The 15,341-nt window shown below is 60.9% G+C and carries 15 protein-coding genes; 8 read left to right on the top strand and 7 right to left on the bottom strand.

Features of this window, described 5'->3' with window-relative positions; all coding sequences use genetic code 11:
* The first annotated feature begins 154 nt into the window (after positions 1-154).
* Genes BLU46_RS12605 through BLU46_RS12595 form a run of 3 tightly spaced genes read left to right on the top strand, consistent with a single transcriptional unit; the run spans position 155 to position 2,485 of the window.
* Positions 155-724: a YfiR family protein gene (locus BLU46_RS12605; RefSeq protein ID WP_063033273.1), complete on the top strand. Its 570-nt coding sequence runs from the start codon at positions 155-157 to the stop codon at positions 722-724.
* On the top strand, positions 721-1,989 hold the full coding sequence (locus BLU46_RS12600; protein ID WP_063033272.1) for a diguanylate cyclase domain-containing protein: 1,269 nt from the start codon (positions 721-723) through the stop codon (positions 1,987-1,989). The genes BLU46_RS12605 and BLU46_RS12600 overlap by 4 nt, the downstream gene beginning before the upstream one ends.
* A 4-nt stretch (positions 1,990-1,993) precedes the next feature.
* Complete coding sequence (locus tag BLU46_RS12595) at positions 1,994-2,485, top strand: OmpA family protein (RefSeq protein WP_063033271.1); 492 nt, start codon at positions 1,994-1,996, stop codon at positions 2,483-2,485.
* 135 nt (positions 2,486-2,620) lie between these two features.
* Here BLU46_RS12595 and BLU46_RS12590 read toward each other — a convergent pair whose 3' ends face one another.
* Positions 2,621-3,568 carry a LysR family transcriptional regulator gene (locus tag BLU46_RS12590; protein WP_093202147.1) on the bottom strand — a complete coding sequence of 316 codons (948 nt, stop codon included), beginning with the start codon at positions 3,566-3,568 and terminating at the stop codon, positions 2,621-2,623.
* 131 nt (positions 3,569-3,699) lie between these two features.
* On the opposite strand from BLU46_RS12590, the gene BLU46_RS12585 reads away from it, so the two are divergent.
* The gene (locus BLU46_RS12585; RefSeq protein ID WP_093202143.1) at positions 3,700-5,217 is read left to right on the top strand and encodes a CoA-acylating methylmalonate-semialdehyde dehydrogenase; all 1,518 of its coding nucleotides are present in this window, start codon (positions 3,700-3,702) and stop codon (positions 5,215-5,217) included.
* A 14-nt stretch (positions 5,218-5,231) separates the two neighbouring features.
* Positions 5,232-6,119: a 3-hydroxyisobutyrate dehydrogenase gene (gene mmsB / locus BLU46_RS12580; RefSeq protein WP_093202138.1), complete on the top strand. Its 888-nt coding sequence runs from the start codon at positions 5,232-5,234 to the stop codon at positions 6,117-6,119.
* 48 nt (positions 6,120-6,167) lie between these two features.
* Here mmsB and BLU46_RS12575 read toward each other — a convergent pair whose 3' ends face one another.
* A complete protein-coding gene (locus BLU46_RS12575) occupies positions 6,168-6,512 on the bottom strand; it encodes a cupin domain-containing protein (RefSeq protein WP_003212331.1) in 345 nt (114 codons plus the stop codon).
* Positions 6,513-6,751: 239 nt separating this feature from the next.
* On the opposite strand from BLU46_RS12575, the gene kynB reads away from it, so the two are divergent.
* Both kynB and kynA read left to right on the top strand, forming a co-directional pair.
* On the top strand, positions 6,752-7,402 hold the full coding sequence (kynB, locus tag BLU46_RS12570; protein WP_093202135.1) for an arylformamidase: 651 nt from the start codon (positions 6,752-6,754) through the stop codon (positions 7,400-7,402).
* Positions 7,399-8,256 (top strand): tryptophan 2,3-dioxygenase, encoded by an 858-nt coding sequence (gene kynA / locus BLU46_RS12565; RefSeq protein WP_063033266.1) that lies wholly within the window; start codon positions 7,399-7,401, stop codon positions 8,254-8,256. Before kynB ends, kynA begins: the two co-directional genes overlap by 4 nt.
* Positions 8,257-8,417: 161 nt before the next feature.
* On the opposite strand, the gene BLU46_RS12555 is transcribed toward kynA, so the two are convergent.
* From BLU46_RS12555 to antA, 4 genes are all read right to left on the bottom strand, one after another.
* On the bottom strand, positions 8,418-9,818 hold the full coding sequence (locus BLU46_RS12555; RefSeq protein WP_003212324.1) for an amino acid permease: 1,401 nt from the start codon (positions 9,816-9,818) through the stop codon (positions 8,418-8,420).
* A gap of 71 nt (positions 9,819-9,889) precedes the next feature.
* Positions 9,890-10,897, bottom strand: a complete 1,008-nt coding sequence (gene antC / locus BLU46_RS12550; RefSeq protein ID WP_093202127.1) for an anthranilate 1,2-dioxygenase electron transfer component AntC — start codon at positions 10,895-10,897, stop codon at positions 9,890-9,892.
* Between the two features lie 123 nt (positions 10,898-11,020).
* A complete protein-coding gene (antB, locus tag BLU46_RS12545) occupies positions 11,021-11,512 on the bottom strand; it encodes an anthranilate 1,2-dioxygenase small subunit (RefSeq protein WP_063033264.1) in 492 nt (163 codons plus the stop codon).
* Positions 11,512-12,903, bottom strand: a complete 1,392-nt coding sequence (gene antA / locus BLU46_RS12540) for an anthranilate 1,2-dioxygenase large subunit (RefSeq protein ID WP_093202122.1) — start codon at positions 12,901-12,903, stop codon at positions 11,512-11,514. The genes antB and antA overlap by 1 nt, the downstream gene beginning before the upstream one ends.
* A gap of 313 nt (positions 12,904-13,216) precedes the next feature.
* Between antA and BLU46_RS12535 the strand changes: the two genes are divergently transcribed.
* Entirely contained in the window at positions 13,217-14,215 is a 999-nt protein-coding gene (locus tag BLU46_RS12535) for an AraC family transcriptional regulator (RefSeq protein WP_093210152.1), read from the top strand.
* A gap of 144 nt (positions 14,216-14,359) precedes the next feature.
* Here the strand turns inward: BLU46_RS12535 and BLU46_RS12530 are convergent, their stop codons facing one another.
* Entirely contained in the window at positions 14,360-15,235 is an 876-nt protein-coding gene (locus tag BLU46_RS12530) for a LysR family transcriptional regulator (protein WP_093202118.1), read from the bottom strand.
* Positions 15,236-15,341: the final 106 nt, after the last annotated feature.

Genomic DNA, 15,341 nt, shown 5'->3' with positions numbered 1-15,341 from the left:
AGAAGCTGACCGATGGGTCATCTAAATTTTCTGATCCAAATGTGTGATTTTTCTTAATAAAATGTCGGAATCCTCCTGGGTGTCGCCTCGGGGGTTTTCCGCCGTTGTGCTATCGTTGCGGCATCATCCCGAGAAGATCAAAGAGAATCGCTGCATGAACGTGGCTGTCTCGCCCACAGAGCGAAGTTTGAGCTGGAGACGAATGCTGCTGTTGGCGCTTCTGTGGATCTTCACGCCTCTCGCTTTTGCCCAGCCCCTCGCCGGCATGGCTGATCAGCGAGCCAAGTCGGTCACGCAGGTGGTCCTCGGAATCCTCAGTTACGCCCGTTGGCCGGTAGAACCCGCGCAATTGCGCCTGTGCATCGTCGGGCCGACCCAATACACCGATGACCTGGTCAAAGGCACCACCCAGGCTACCGGCCGTCCGGTAGTGGTCCAGCGTTTGCTGGCTGACCATCCGGACATCGCCAATGCCTGCGATGCCGTTTACATCGGCCAATTGACCAGCGATGAGCGCAGCCGCCTGTTCGCATCACTGATCGGCCATCCGGTGCTCAGCATCAGCGAAGGCGGCGATCAATGCACCGTGGGCAGCCTGTTCTGCCTACGGGTGGCCGACGAGCAGGTGTCGTTCGAGGTCAACCTTGACTCGGTTGCCCGCAGCGGTGTGCGCATTCATCCGAGCGTACTGCAACTTTCCCGACGTCGAGCGCCGGGGTCATGAGTATCGATAAAGGGCCAGTGCGGCCTACCTTGCGTTCGGTGATCGGGCGTGGGCACCTGAGCCTGGCGCTGCTGGCAGTCGGTATGGCGAGTATTTCCCTGACCCTGCTCGGCGTGCTCGCGCTACGGGTGTATGCCGACCACAACCTGCACCTGATCGCCCGCTCCATCAACTACACCGTGGAAGCGGCGGTGGTGTTCAACGACAGCGCGGCGGCCACTGAAGCATTGGCCGTGATTGCCTCAGAAGAAGAGGTGGCCGAGGCCGAAGTCTTCAACGTTGAAGGCAAGCAACTGGCACATTGGGAGCGCCCGGAAACCGGGATGCTGTCGATGATTGAGCTTCAGTTGGCGCATGCCTTGCTCGAGCAGCCCATCACCCAGCCGATCCTGCACCAGGGCCAGGTCATCGGCAGCGTGCACCTGACAGGCCACGGCGGCAGCCTGTTGCGCTTCCTGCTCAGCGGCCTCGCCGGGATCCTGGTGTGCACCGCCCTCAGCGCCTGGGTTGCACTGTACCTGGCGCGGCGTCTGTTACGCGGCATCACGGGGCCGTTGCACAGCCTGGCCTCGGTGGCCCACGCCGCCCGCAGCGAGCGAGCGTTTGACCGGCGCGTACCGCCGGCGAAAATCGCCGAACTCGACAGCCTGGGCAACGACTTCAATGCCTTGCTCGACGAACTGGAAGCCTGGCAGACCCACCTGCAAAGCGAAAACGAAACCCTCGCCCACCAGGCCAGCCACGACAGCCTGACCGGTCTGCCCAACCGTGCGTTTTTCGAAGGCCGGCTGATCCGCGCCTTGCGCAGCGCCGCCAAGCTCAACGAGAAAGTGGCGGTATTGTTCCTGGACAGCGACCGCTTCAAAGACATCAACGACAACTTCGGCCATGCCGCTGGCGATGCAGTATTGGTGGCAGTGGCCACGCGCATTCGTGCGCAACTGCGCGAAGACGATTTGGTGGCACGCCTGGGCGGCGATGAATTCGCCATTTTGCTGTCACCTCTGCACAGACTCGAGGACGCCCAGCGCATTGCCGAAAAAATCATCGCCAGCATGGACGCGCCCATTGCGCTGCCCGGCGACGCCCACGTATTGACCTCACTCAGTATCGGCATCGCCGTCTACCCTGATCATGGCGCCACCCCCGGTAACCTGCTCAACGCCGCCGACGCGGCGATGTACCAGGCCAAACGGCTCTCCCAGGGTGGTCAGCAAACGGCGGAATCCGAGTCTCCCGCCGCCAACGTTCAACACAGGAGTTGATCCCTTGTTCTCGACCGCACGCTTTTTATTCATCACCTTGCTCGTGGCCTTGCTCGCCCTGAGTGGCTGCCAGACACCGCCGCCCAAAGGCCTTACACCGGCGCAAATCGCCGTGCTCAAACAGCAAGGCTTCGAACTGACTGACGAGGGCTGGGCCTTCGGCCTGTCGGGCAAGGTACTGTTTGGCAGCGATGTCGAAAGCCTGAATGCCCCCAGCACCGAGATCGTCCAGCGCATCGGCAAGGCGCTGATGGGTGTGGGTATTGAACGCGTGCGGGTTGACGGTCACACCGACGCCTCGGGCAAGGAAACCTACAACCAGCAACTTTCCCTGCGCCGGGCCAAAAGCGTCGCGCACGTGTTGGCAGGCGTTGGCATGAAGGAGGAAAACGTACAACTGCGCGGGCTGGGCAGCAGCGAGCCGGTGGCGTCCAACGCGACAGCGGCGGGGCGCACCGAGAATCGCCGGGTGTCGATTGTGGTAATTGCGGACTAGTCTGGCTTTCGGGCAATTCGAGTTGGAATGCAATCAATGTGGGAGCCGGGCTTGTCCGCGATAGCGGTGTATCAGTTGATGTATTGGGTGACTGACACACTGCTATCGCGGGCAAGCCCGGCTCCCACAGTTTATTTAATCCGCAAACACCATCTCCCGCGTTTCCCCCATCAACAACGGCTGATTCTGCTCCGTCACCTCACGGATGTAATCCCACAGCAGGGTGATCCGTTTCAACTTCCTCAAATCCTCGCGGCAGTACATCCAGAACTGCCGCGTAATGTTGATCTCCTTGCCCAGCACCGGCAGCAACCGCGGATCCTGCGCTGCCAAAAAGCACGGCAGGATCGCCAGCGAGCGCCCTTGCTGCGCCGCCACGTACTGCGCAATCACGCTGGTACTGCGCAAGCTCGCGCTGGCGCCGGGCACCACATTCGCCAGGTACAACAGCTCTGAACTGAACGCCAAATCATCCACGTAGCTGATAAACGGATGCTCGGCCAGGTCCGCTGCGCGCTGGATGGGCGGGTGCTGGTCCAGGTATTCCTGGGTCGCGTACAACTGCAGCTTGTAGTCGCACAGTTTGCAGCACACGTAGGGCCCATGCTCCGGCCGCTCAAGAGCAATGACGATATCCGCCTCGCGCTTGGACAGGCTGATGAAGTGGGGCAGGGGCAGGATGTCCACGGAGATCGCCGGGTAGGTGTCGACGAAGTGGCTCAGTTGCGGGGTGACGAAGAAGCTGCCGAAACCCTCGGTGCAGCCCATGCGCACGTGGCCTGACAACGCCACGCCGGAGCCGGAAACCTGTTCGCAGGCCATGTGCAAGGTGCTTTCGATGGACTCGGCGTAACCCAGCAGACGCTGGCCTTCGGTGGTCAATACGAAGCCGTTGGTCCGGGATTTTTCAAACAGCAGAGTGCCCAAGGATCCTTCAAGGGAGGTAATGCGCCGCGACACGGTGGTGTAGTCCACCGCCAGGCGCTTGGCGGCGACGCTGGCCTTGCGGGTGCGGGCGACTTCGAGGAAAAACTTCAGGTCATCCCAGTTCAGGGAGCCTAATGACGTGATGTTTTTTTGCATATTGGACCGGCTTTTATGTGCGTTCTTATTAGAAGTTTGCACATCTATACTCCAAAAACAGTCCGAACGCCTCATCCTCAAGGCGATTCAACGCCTTGGTTCTCTGCATACCTACAAGAATTGGAGACCACATGAACGCATCTGCCGATATTTCCGTGCAACAGGTCAAGCTGCTGATCAACGGCGAGTGGGTCGAGTCCAAGACCACTGAATGGCAAGACATCGTCAACCCCGCTACCCAGCAAGTACTGGCCCGTGTGCCGTTTTCCACCCCAGCAGAAGTCAACGCTGCCATTGACGCCGCCCATCGCGCCTTCCAGACCTGGAAGCTGACGCCGATCGGTGCGCGCATGCGCATCATGCTCAAGCTGCAAGCCTTGATCCGCGAGCACTCCAAGCGCATCGCCGTGGTCCTTAGCGCCGAGCAGGGCAAGACCATTGCCGACGCGGAAGGCGATATTTTCCGTGGCCTGGAAGTGGTCGAGCATGCGTGCTCCATCGGCACCCTGCAGATGGGCGAATTCGCTGAAAACGTCGCGGGCGGTGTGGATACCTACACCCTGCGCCAGCCGATCGGCGTGTGCGCGGGCATCACCCCGTTCAACTTCCCGGCGATGATTCCGCTGTGGATGTTCCCGATGGCCATTGCCTGCGGTAACACCTTCGTACTGAAACCTTCTGAGCAGGATCCGCTGTCGACCCTGCTGCTGGTTGAGCTGGCGCTCGAAGCCGGCGTGCCAGCCGGTGTGCTGAACGTGGTTCACGGCGGCAAGGATGTGGTGGATGCGTTGTGCACCCACAAAGACATCAAGGCGGTGTCCTTCGTCGGCTCGACCGCCGTGGGGACTCACGTCTACGACCTTGCCGGTAAACACGGCAAGCGCGTGCAATCGATGATGGGCGCCAAGAACCACGCCGTGGTGCTGCCGGACGCCAATCGCGAGCAAACCCTGAACGCCCTGGTCGGTGCCGGTTTCGGCGCGGCTGGCCAGCGTTGCATGGCGACTTCCGTGGTGGTGCTGGTGGGCGCGGCCAAGCAATGGCTGCCGGACCTCAAGGCCCTGGCGCAAAAACTCAAGGTGAATGCCGGCAGCGAAGCCGGTACCGATGTGGGCCCGGTGATCTCCAAGCGCGCCAAGGCACGTATTCTCGACCTGATCGAAAGCGGCGTGAAAGAAGGTGCCAAGTTGGAACTGGATGGCCGTGGCATCAAGGTTCCAGGTTTCGAGGACGGCAACTTCGTCGGCCCCACCCTGTTCTCCGGCGTGACCACCGACATGCAGATCTACACCCAGGAAATCTTCGGCCCGGTGCTGGTGGTGCTGGAAGTCGACACCCTCGACCAAGCCATCGCCCTGGTCAACGCCAACCCGTTCGGTAACGGCACCGGCCTGTTCACCCAGAGTGGCGCGGCGGCGCGTAAATTCCAGAGCGAAATTGACGTCGGCCAGGTCGGCATCAACATCCCGATCCCCGTGCCGGTGCCGTTCTTCAGCTTCACCGGCTCCCGTGGTTCGAAACTCGGTGATCTTGGCCCGTACGGCAAGCAAGTGGTGCAGTTCTATACCCAGACCAAAACCGTCACCAGCCGCTGGTTCGACGACGACAGCGTCAACGATGGCGTCAACACCACCATCAATCTGCGCTGATCGAGGAGACGACCATGAAGATTGCATTTATCGGCCTGGGCAACATGGGCGCGCCGATGGCGCGCAACCTGATCAAGGCTGGCCATGCGCTGAACCTGTTCGACCTGAACCAGGCCGTGCTCAAGGAACTGGCCGAGCTGGGCGGCACCATCAGCGCCTCACCGCGCGCGGCAGCAGAAGGCGCCGAGCTGGTAGTGACCATGCTCCCGGCTGCGGCCCATGTGCGCAGCGTATGGCTCGGTGAAGATGGCGTGCTGGCCGGCATCGGCAAAGGCGTGCCAGCGGTGGATTGCAGCACCATCGACCCGCAGACCGCCCGCGATGTAGCCGCGGCGGCAGCAAAACAAGGCGTGGTGATGGCCGATGCCCCGGTGTCCGGCGGCACCGGCGGTGCCCAGGCCGGGACGCTGACCTTCATGGTCGGCGCCACGCCGGAACTGTTCGCCACTCTGCAACCGGTATTGGCGCAGATGGGCCGTAACATCGTCCATTGCGGCGAAGTCGGCACCGGGCAAATCGCCAAGATCTGCAACAACCTGCTGCTGGGTATCACCATGGTCGGCGTCAGCGAAGCCATGGCCCTGGGCGATGCGCTGGGTATCGACACCCAAGTGCTAGCGGGAATTATCAACAGTTCCACCGGACGCTGCTGGAGTTCGGACACCTATAACCCATGGCCCGGGATTATCGAAACGGCGCCGTCGTCCCGGGGTTATACCGGTGGGTTTGGTGCGGAACTGATGCTCAAGGACCTTGGGCTGGCCACTGAAGCCGCCCGCCAGGCGCACCAGCCGGTGATCCTCGGCGCAGTGGCGCAGCAGTTGTATCAATCGATGAGCCAGCGTGGGGAAGGGGGCAAGGACTTCTCGGCGATCATCAACAGCTATCGCAAGCCCCAATAGGGGATTTTCCGGGAACCCGCCTCAAGCGGGTTCCCGGGTTTTTGGCCGTCAGGCAAACACAAAATACTTACGCACCGTCTCGACCACTTCCCACGTCCCTTTCATTCCCGGCTCCACCACAAAGATATCCCCAGCTCGCAAATGGATCGGCTCCAGGCCGTCCGGGGTGATCACGCAGTAGCCTTCCTGGAAGTGGCAGTATTCCCACTTCACATACTCCACCCGCCATTTGCCCGGGGTGCAGATCCAGGTGCCCATGATCTTGCTGCCGTCTTCGCTGGTGTAGGCATTGAGGTTGACGGTGTGGGGGTCGCCTTCGAGTTTTTCCCATTTGCAGGCGTCCAGCACCGGCAGTGGGTGGGTGTCGCGCAGTACGGTGATCGGCTTGGACATGATGATTCCGAGGCAGTGGGAGGGAGTCCGAACCCTATCGCCTTGGGCGGCCCACCAGTGGTCTGAACTCGACATCGGGATGCCCAGAAGCGCAGGTGCGCGGATTGAAACATCCAATCACCAATCAGCCATTTCCTCGCAGTAAGTGCGAAAGATTTCCCGCTTTGCGCTGGAATTCGCAAGAATATTTACAGCTGGCCCTCGTATCATTCACCCCAGTAACGACCGAGAGCCTTGAAATGAATCCAATAAAAACGTGGTGGGACATCAGCCCGCCCTTGAGCACCGCGACCCCGACCTGGCCGGGTGATACGCCGTTTCAGGAAGAGCGGGTCTGGCAGTTCGGCCCCGAGTGCCCGGTGAATGTCGGACGCATCACCCTGTCGCCCCACACCGGCGCCCATGTGGACGCGCCGTTGCACTACAGCGCTGACGGTGCGCCCATCGGTGAAGTGTCCCTGGATGTGTACATGGGCCCGTGTCGGGTGCTGTATTGCCTGGACAGCGGCGCGCTGGTGCAGCCACATCAACTGGAAGGCCGCCTGGAGAACCTGCCGGAGCGGGTGCTGCTGCGCACTTATCAACAGGCGCCACTGGATACCTGGGATTCGAATTTCACCGCCGTCGCCCCGCAAACCGTCGAGCTGCTGGCCAACCTCGGTGTGCGCCTGATCGGCATCGACACGCCGTCCCTGGACCCGCAGCAGTCCAAGACCATGGATTCCCACAACGCCGTCGCCCGTCATGGCATGGCGATTCTCGAAGGCATCGTCCTCGACGACGTACCGGAGGGCGATTACGAGTTGATCGCGCTGCCGCTGCGTTTCGCCAACCTCGATGCCAGTCCGGTACGAGCCATTCTCCGCCCGCTCAAGGAGCCCACGCGATGAGCCAGTGTCCTTTCTCCCCTGACTACCAGCCGCCGGAAGAATGGCATAACGCCGAGCTGAATTTTTCCGAGTCCATGAGCTATGGCGACTACCTGGACCTGGGCAAAGTGCTCAGCGCCCAGCACCCGCTGTCGCCGGACCACAACGAGATGCTGTTTATCATCCAGCACCAGACCTCCGAGCTGTGGATGAAACTGATGCTCCACGAACTCAAGGCCGCCCGCGAACACGTGCGCCTGGGTGAGTTGCCACCGGCGTTCAAAATGCTGGCGCGGGTGTCGCGGATCTTTGACCAACTGGTGCACGCCTGGGCAGTGCTGGCGACCATGACGCCGTCGGAGTACAAGTCGATTCGCCCGTACCTGGGCCAGTCGTCGGGCTTCCAGTCGTTCCAGTACCGGGAAATCGAATTCATCCTTGGCAATAAAAGCGCGGCGCTGTTGCGGCCCCACGCCCATCGTCCGGACCTGTTGAACGAGCTGAAAGTGGCGATTGCCACGCCGTCGCTGTATGACGAGGCGATCAACCTGATGGCCAAGGCCGGCCTGGCGATCGACCCCAAGCGCGCCGAACGCGACCCGACGGCGCCGACGGTTCACGATGAATCCGTGGAGGCAGCGTGGCGCGAGGTTTATCGCGACCCGAGCCGTTATTGGGACCTGTACCAACTGGCCGAAAAATTTATCGACCTGGAAGATTCCTTCCGTCAGTGGCGCTTCCGCCACGTCACCACTGTAGAGCGGATCATCGGTTTCCAGCCAGGTACGGGCGGCACCGAAGGCGTGGGTTACCTGCGCAAGATGCTCGACACCGTGCTGTTCCCCGAGTTGTGGCGAGTGCGTTCCACGCTGTAATCAAGGCCCAACAAAAAGCCCCGGTACTCATCAGTACCGGGGCTTTTCATTTGAAATACGATCCAAATGTGGGAGCGGGCTTGCTCGCGAAAGCGGTGTGTCAGTCGACCTACCCGCTGACTGACACTGCGCCTTCGCGAGCAAGCCCGCTCCCACATGGGTTATTGCGCTGTTACTGCCTTCGCGTTGTTCAACCGCAACCGGTACGCCACATAGATGATCCCGACCCAGACCGGAATCGCATACACCGACGCCCGTACACCCGGAATCGCCAGCATCACGCAGATGATCATCAGCATGAACGCCAGGCACAGGTAGTTGCTGAACGGGAACCAGAAGGTCTTGAACGACGGCACCACGCCTTGCTCGCCCATGGCCTTGCGGAACTTGATGTGGGTCAGGCTGATCAGCGCCCAGTTGATCATCAGCGAGGCAACCACCAGCGCAAACAACAGCTCCAGTGCGTCATGCGGCGCGACGTAGTTGATCACCACACACAGCAGCGTCACCAGGGCCGAGATGCCCAGGGCACGCAGCGGCACGCCTTGCTTGTTCAACTTCATCAGCGCTTTCGGCGCGTCGCCCTGCTCGGCCAGGCCGAACAGCATGCGGCTGTTGCAGTACACGCCGCTGTTGTACACCGACAGTGCCGCGGTCAGGACCACGAAGTTGAGGATGTGGGCGGCGGTGTCGTTACCGATCAAGGAAAAGATCTGCACGAACGGACTGCCGCTGTAGGCATCGCCCGACGCGCCGAGGGTTTGCAGCAGTTGGTCCCATGGGTACAACGACAGCAGCACGGTAAGTGCGCCGACGTAGAAAATCAGGATCCGGTACACCACCTGGTTGATCGCCTTCGGGATCACCTTGCGTGGCTCACTGGCTTCGGCGGCGGTAATGCCCACCAGCTCCAGGCCGCCGAACGAGAACATGATGAACGCCATGGACATCAACAGCCCCATGCCGCCATTGGGGAAGAACCCGCCGTGGCTCCACAGGTTGCTCACCGAGGCTTGCGGGCCGCCGGTGCCGCTGAACAGCAGATAGCAGCCGAGCACGATCATGCCGACAATCGCCACCACCTTGATGATCGCGAACCAGAACTCGGTCTCACCGAAGAACTTCACGTTGAGGGTGTTGATCAGGTTGACCAGCACAAAGAACACTACCGCACTGACCCAGGTCGGAATTTCCGGCCACCAGAACTGGATGTACTTGCCCACCGCTGTCAGCTCGGCCATGCCCACCAGCACGTAGAGTACCCAGTAATTCCAGCCGGCCAGGAAGCCTGCGTAACCGCCCCAGTACTTGTGGGCAAAGTGGCTGAAGGAGCCGGCCACCGGTTCCTCGACGATCATCTCGCCCAGCTGGCGCATGATCAGGAACGCGATGAACCCGGCTACCGCGTAGCCCAGGATCATCGACGGCCCCGCCGACTTGAGCACGCCCGCCGAGCCGAGGAACAGCCCGGTCCCGATTGCCCCTCCCAAGGCAATCAGCTGAATATGCCGGTTCTTCAGGCCACGCTTGAGGCCCACCGGGTTAACCATGTCATCCGCCATTAACATTCCCTTCTACTTGTTTTTTTCAGGGTTGATCGCACACCGAACCAGCCCCTCATACCGCTGAGGGGTCAGATATTACTCTCGGTAAACTTTTCGTAATACAGCTGAACGCCATCAAGTGCCTGATCCAGCAGCCATTGTTTGATGGATTCGACCATCGGTGGCGGCCCGCACACGTACATATCCGCCGATTGATCCCGCAATTCGGCCAGGTCGAAATGCTCAGTGAGGTAGCCGCGTTTGCCGGGCCAATCCGAAGGTGGGTCGCTGAGTACTTCGGTGTAGCGAAAGTTTGGGATTTTTTCGGCATAAGCGGCGATGCGGGCGGCCTCGCACAAATCTGCCGCACCGCGCACGCCGTAATACAGATGCACCGGCTGTTGGCAGGCGCTGGTGGCCAGGTCATCGAGCATGCCCACCAGCGCCGATAAACCAGTGCCACCGGCCACCAACACCAGCGGTCGGGTGACATGCCGAAGGTAGAAGGCACCCAATGGCGCCTCCAACAGCACCTCATCGCCGACCTGGCAGCGCTCGCGGATGTAGTTGCTCATCACGCCATCGGGCAGCAGGCGGATCAGGAACTGCAATTGATTGCCCGGGCGGTTGGCGAAGGAGTAGGAGCGCCAACTGTCGGTGCCGGGAATCGACAGGCGGGCATATTGGCCCGGCAAAAAGTCCAATGAGTTCTCAAGCTGCAGGTGCAGGATCGCCGTGCTGGTCGAGATCTGCTGCACATTGCTCACCGTGCTGCGGATTTGTACTGGCTCCGGCGCGTTGCACAGGCTGGAATCAAAATCGAAATAAAACGCCGCGTCGGACTGGACCCGGGTCTGGCAGCTGAGCATTTTGCGTTGTTGCAGGTCGAGGCTGGAGAGGGCTTCCTCATCCACGTAGTCCTGGGTGAAATCGCCGGACTCGCAACGGCCCTGGCAAGTGCCGCATACGCCTTCGCGGCAGTCGAGCGGGATCTTGATGCCGTTGCGCAAGGCTGCGTCCAGCAGGATCTCATTGGCGCCCACCGGGAAAAACAGGGTCTTGCCGTCGGCAAAACTGAAGGCCACTTTGTGATTCATATGATCGCTCTCTAAAACGCCCCGTAGCAGCTGCCGAGCCTTGGCGAGGCTGCGTCTGCGGAGTGTCAGGTGCGCCGCAGACGCAGCCTCGCCAAGGCTCGGCAGCTGCTACGGGGGAGGTGTTCAAAGGTGATAGAAATCCAGCACCGAGTTGATGGTGTCGTTGAGCAGCAGCGCATGCTTGCGGGTGATCAACCAACTGTCGCCATCGGGCTTGAGGCTGTAGGTGGCGCTGCCATAGAACTGCTCCGATGTGGCCAGCCGATAGAACAACGTGTGCCAGTTCAGTTTCACTTCCAGCAGCCCGCCGGATTGCTCTGCAATCCGTACGTTGTTGATCAAATGCAGCGTCCTCGGCATCGGCGTGGCCGACGCGGCCTTGCCTGTGCGCAAGCGAAACACCCGGTCCTCCAGCCCTGAACGGTTGGCGTAGTAGATCAGCGACATCTCGCGCTTCGGGTCGCGGGTGTAGACGTGTTCCGAGTCCCACTGCGGCAGGTGGAACTCACTCTGCGGGTCGAACAGCTGCACGTAGGCGTCCCAATCCTGGGCATCGCACAGCTCGGATTTACGGTAAAAAAACTGCTCGATCCGGTACTGCAATTGCGCATTCATCATTTCACCTCCCGCAGTTTCAGGGCTTGGGCATCGAGCCCGTCCAGCAGGAATTTCTGCCAATTGCGGTGCTGGTTGACGTACAGCCCTTCGTGGGTGAATTCGGTCCCGGTCATCGCCGGCTGGATGCCGATGGCTTCGCTGTTGGGCGTCGGCCCGGTTTCCCAACGGTGGCTGCCGCGGGAGATATCGCTCCAGCGCTCCAGGCGGCCCTGGAAGCCGCGCTGGGCTTCGCGAAACTCCACCAGGTCATCCGGCGTGCCCATGCCCGAGACGTTGAAGAAATCCTCGAACTGGCGAATGCGGTTTTCTCGGTCGGCGTCAGACTCGCCTTTCACCCCTAGGCACTGGCTGATGATCTCGGTCTTGTTCCAGGCGATGGGGCGGATGATTCGCAACTGCGAGCTGATCTGGTCGAGAAAGAACAGGCTCGGGTAGATGTTCAGGTTGCGCAGGCGGTGCATCATCCATTCGGCCTTTTGCTGGCCGTGTTCTTCGATCAGGCGCGGCATGATGGTGGCGTAGCCGGAGCGGACCGTCGGATTCGGCATGTCACTGAACAACAGGCTGTGGCCATTGTTGAACGCGAACCAGCCGTCATCGGTATTCGCGTCGCCGGCGCCGAGCTTGCTGTAGTCCAGCGTTGTGGCGGAGCCCGTGCCGTTTTCCGTGTTGACCTGCTGGCGATGCTGCACCGTGGCCACGTAGTTGTAGTGCACGGTGCTGACGTGATAACCGTCCAGGCCGTTTTCGTTTTGCAGTTTCCAGTTGCCGTCGTAGGTGTAGGCGGATTTGCCCGGCAGCACTTCCAGCTCACCGGTGGCCGACTGGGCGACCATCATGTCGAAGAACACTTTGGCGTCGCCGAGGAAGTCTTCCAGGCTGTCACTGCCGTTCACGTCGAGGCTGATGAACACGAAGCCCTTGTAGCTCTCGATCCGCGCCTTTTTCAGGCCGCGGGTGGCTTTGTCGAACCCCTCCGGGTATTCCCCCGGCGCCTTGACCTTCACCAGCCGGCCATCGCTCTTGTAGCACCAGGCGTGGAACGGGCAGGTGAAGGTGGACTGGTTGCCCTTGCCGACTCGGGTCAGGGTGGTGCCGCGATGCTGGCAAGCGTTGATCAGCGCGTTGAGCTGGCCTTCGCCGTCGCGGGTAATGATCATCGGCTGGCGCCCGGCGCGCATCGTCACGAAGTCATGTTTGTCGGCCAATTCGCTTTCGTGACAGGCGTAGATCCAGTTCTTTTCGAAGATCAGTTCCATCTCCAGGTCGAACAGCTCCGGCTCGGTGAACATGTCCCGGGCGATGCGGAACACTTCATCCACCGGACGAAAGTCCAGGCAGCCTTCGATAAAGCTTTTCCACTGCTCGACGCTTCTTGCACCACTCATGGGAGGCACCTTTTTTGATAATGGCTAAACGGGTAGGCCATTAAGAGGCTGCGGCGGGGTGGCGGGCTATCCGGTTAATGGGGGAAGGTGGGCCACTTAGTTGGGCACGAAATACCCACGGCGGTGCAGGGCAGGGGGGGAATGCGCTACTGTCTTGCAAGGCGATTGTCGGAAAAGTCGGTGCGTTATCCACTTAATCGACGGTTGCTATCCACCCAGTGGCAATGCCGCTGGCGTGGCGCAAAACTTGCTGTTGCTCTACCAGGACGCGCCGTCAGAGCGCGCCGGCCACAATTGCCGTGGGTGCCCCGTGATGAGTAGCAATACACGCGATATACGTATCGAGCGCTTCGACCTTGAAGGCGCCTGCAGCTGGATGTCCGGCATTTGCGGGCCGCACCGGCTGCAGACCGCGACGCCGGAACGCATCCGCTTTCACCACAGTGCCAATGTGTTCAAGTCCCGCGCCACCACGCTGGGGATTATCGAATACGGCACCGACGTCACCATCGACATCGAAGACGCCGAGCACTTCAGCAGCTACAGCCTGAGCCTGCCGTTGGTGGGCGAGCAGGAACTGAGCAAGAACGGCGAACGGCTCAGTTCCAACCGCGATCAGGGCGTGATCATCTCGCCCAATGAGCATCAAGTGCTGGCGATCTCCGGTGACTGCCGCAAGTTGCAGGTAGTGATCACCCGCGCGGCGATGAGCGAATCCCTGGAAGGCCTGCTGCAACGGCCGATTGAAGCGCCGCTGCGCTTTGAGTCGGTGATGGATGCGGTGGATGGCGCCCCGGCGTCGTGGTGGCGCATGGCGCGGTATTTCATCGCCGAACTGGAGCGCAGCAGCGAGCTGTATGACCAGGCGGCGTTTACCCGGGATCTGGAAAGCTCGCTGATCAAGGGCCTGATTCTCGCCCAGCCGAATAACTATTCCGAAGAACTGCGGGACGTGCTGGGGGTGAAGCTGCCGCACTATCTGATCCGTGCGCGGCAGTACATACACGACAACGCCCGGGAGGCGGTGCATCTGGAGGACCTTGAGGCGGCGGCGGGGGTTTCGCGCTTCAAGCTGTTCGATGCCTTTCGAAAATACTTCGCCCTGTCGCCCATGGCTTACCTGAAGAAATACCGCCTGGGTGCCGTGCGCCAGGAAATTCTCGAACACGGTTCGACCCGCACTATCTCCGAGATCGCCCTGGGTTGGGGCTTTACCCATCTGGGGCGATTCTCGGCCGAGTACCGCAAGCTGTTCGATGAATCTCCCAGCCAGACCCTGCAACGCAACGACGCCCGACGCATGCGTGGATGAACACTTTACGCAAAAACAACGGAGATCAACTGTGGGAGCGGGCTTGCCTGCGATAGCGGTGGCTCAGCTTGTATCTTCTTGGCTGACCCACCGCTATCGCAGGCAAGCCAGCTCCCACAGGGGATTTGTGCCGGTTGTGAAATCTCAGATCAACTCTTCCACCAGTTGCAGGCAATGACTGAGCCCCGGCGACTGGTCATTGATCCGCCGGCTGAGAATGATCGGCGAAGTGGCCGTGGCTTCCACCACCGGGGTATAGCCGATATCGGCACGATGCAGCACCTGCACCGAGGCCGGCACCAAGGTCACGCCCATGCCCGCGCCCACCAGGCCGATGGCGGTCTGCAATTCATTGGTCCACTGCGCCACCTTCAGGCTCAAGCCATGGGCATCGAACAGCGCGATCACATGGTCGGCGTAGCTGGGCCGCGGGTTACCGGGATACAGCACGAAGGGTTCAGCGGCCAATTGCGCCAGGGTGGCCGGGGCGCCCAGCAGGGGATGCCCGGCGGGCAACACGGCCACCAGCCGATCTTCCACCAACACCCGCTGCACAATCGCCGGATCGTCGATGCGAATCCGCCCGAAACCCACGTCTATGCGCCCGGCCTTGAGGGCTTCGACCTGTTGCAACGTGGTCATCTCGGAAAGGCCCAACTCCAGTTCCAGGCCATCATGGCTGCGCAGCCGTCGAATCAACTCCGGCAACACCCCATACAGCGTCGACGGCGCAAAACCGATACCCAGCCAGGTCTTTTCGCCCAAGCCAATGCGCCGGGTGCTATCGCAAACCTTGCCCAGTTGCTCCAGCAGCGCGTTGGCGTGCTCATAGAAAAACCGCCCGGCCTCGGTCAGCCGCAACGGCCGCCCGCGTTCCAACAGGACCACGCCCAGTTCGTCCTCCAGTTGCTGAATCTGCCGGCTCAACGGCGGCTGGGCAATGTGCAGGCGTTCGGCGGCGCGGGTGAAGTTGAGGGTTTCCCCCAGCACCTGGAAGTAACGCAGATGGCGCAGTTCCATAAGGACTCCATTCATACCTTGAGGGTATTGTTCGAGACTCATTCTATATTGGAAGCCAGCAGAGATCCGGAACAGAATCAGGCCAAATCTATAAAGAACCCAACGG

It is taken from the genome of Pseudomonas yamanorum, assembly GCF_900105735.1.
Lineage (GTDB): Bacteria > Pseudomonadota > Gammaproteobacteria > Pseudomonadales > Pseudomonadaceae > Aquipseudomonas > Aquipseudomonas yamanorum.
Note: the sequence above shows the minus strand (reverse complement) of the source record. Positions and strands in the feature narration are given on the sequence as shown.

Excerpts from the sequence above, each read along its gene's own strand:
- BLU46_RS12605 (WP_063033273.1), top strand. The coding sequence starts at position 155 with ATGAACGTGGCTGTCTCGCCCACAGAGCGAAGTTTGAGCTGGAGACGA.
- BLU46_RS12600 (WP_063033272.1), top strand. The coding sequence starts at position 721 with ATGAGTATCGATAAAGGGCCAGTGCGGCCTACCTTGCGTTCGGTGATC.
- BLU46_RS12590 (WP_093202147.1), bottom strand. The coding sequence starts at position 3,568 with ATGCAAAAAAACATCACGTCATTAGGCTCCCTGAACTGGGATGACCTG.
- BLU46_RS12585 (WP_093202143.1), top strand. The coding sequence starts at position 3,700 with ATGAACGCATCTGCCGATATTTCCGTGCAACAGGTCAAGCTGCTGATC.
- mmsB (WP_093202138.1), top strand. The coding sequence starts at position 5,232 with ATGAAGATTGCATTTATCGGCCTGGGCAACATGGGCGCGCCGATGGCG.
- BLU46_RS12575 (WP_003212331.1), bottom strand. The coding sequence starts at position 6,512 with ATGTCCAAGCCGATCACCGTACTGCGCGACACCCACCCACTGCCGGTG.
- kynB (WP_093202135.1), top strand. The coding sequence starts at position 6,752 with ATGAATCCAATAAAAACGTGGTGGGACATCAGCCCGCCCTTGAGCACC.
- kynA (WP_063033266.1), top strand. The coding sequence starts at position 7,399 with ATGAGCCAGTGTCCTTTCTCCCCTGACTACCAGCCGCCGGAAGAATGG.
- BLU46_RS12555 (WP_003212324.1), bottom strand. The coding sequence starts at position 9,818 with ATGGCGGATGACATGGTTAACCCGGTGGGCCTCAAGCGTGGCCTGAAG.
- antC (WP_093202127.1), bottom strand. The coding sequence starts at position 10,897 with ATGAATCACAAAGTGGCCTTCAGTTTTGCCGACGGCAAGACCCTGTTT.
- antB (WP_063033264.1), bottom strand. The coding sequence starts at position 11,512 with ATGAATGCGCAATTGCAGTACCGGATCGAGCAGTTTTTTTACCGTAAA.
- antA (WP_093202122.1), bottom strand. The coding sequence starts at position 12,903 with ATGAGTGGTGCAAGAAGCGTCGAGCAGTGGAAAAGCTTTATCGAAGGC.
- BLU46_RS12535 (WP_093210152.1), top strand. The coding sequence starts at position 13,217 with ATGAGTAGCAATACACGCGATATACGTATCGAGCGCTTCGACCTTGAA.
- BLU46_RS12530 (WP_093202118.1), bottom strand. The coding sequence starts at position 15,235 with ATGGAACTGCGCCATCTGCGTTACTTCCAGGTGCTGGGGGAAACCCTC.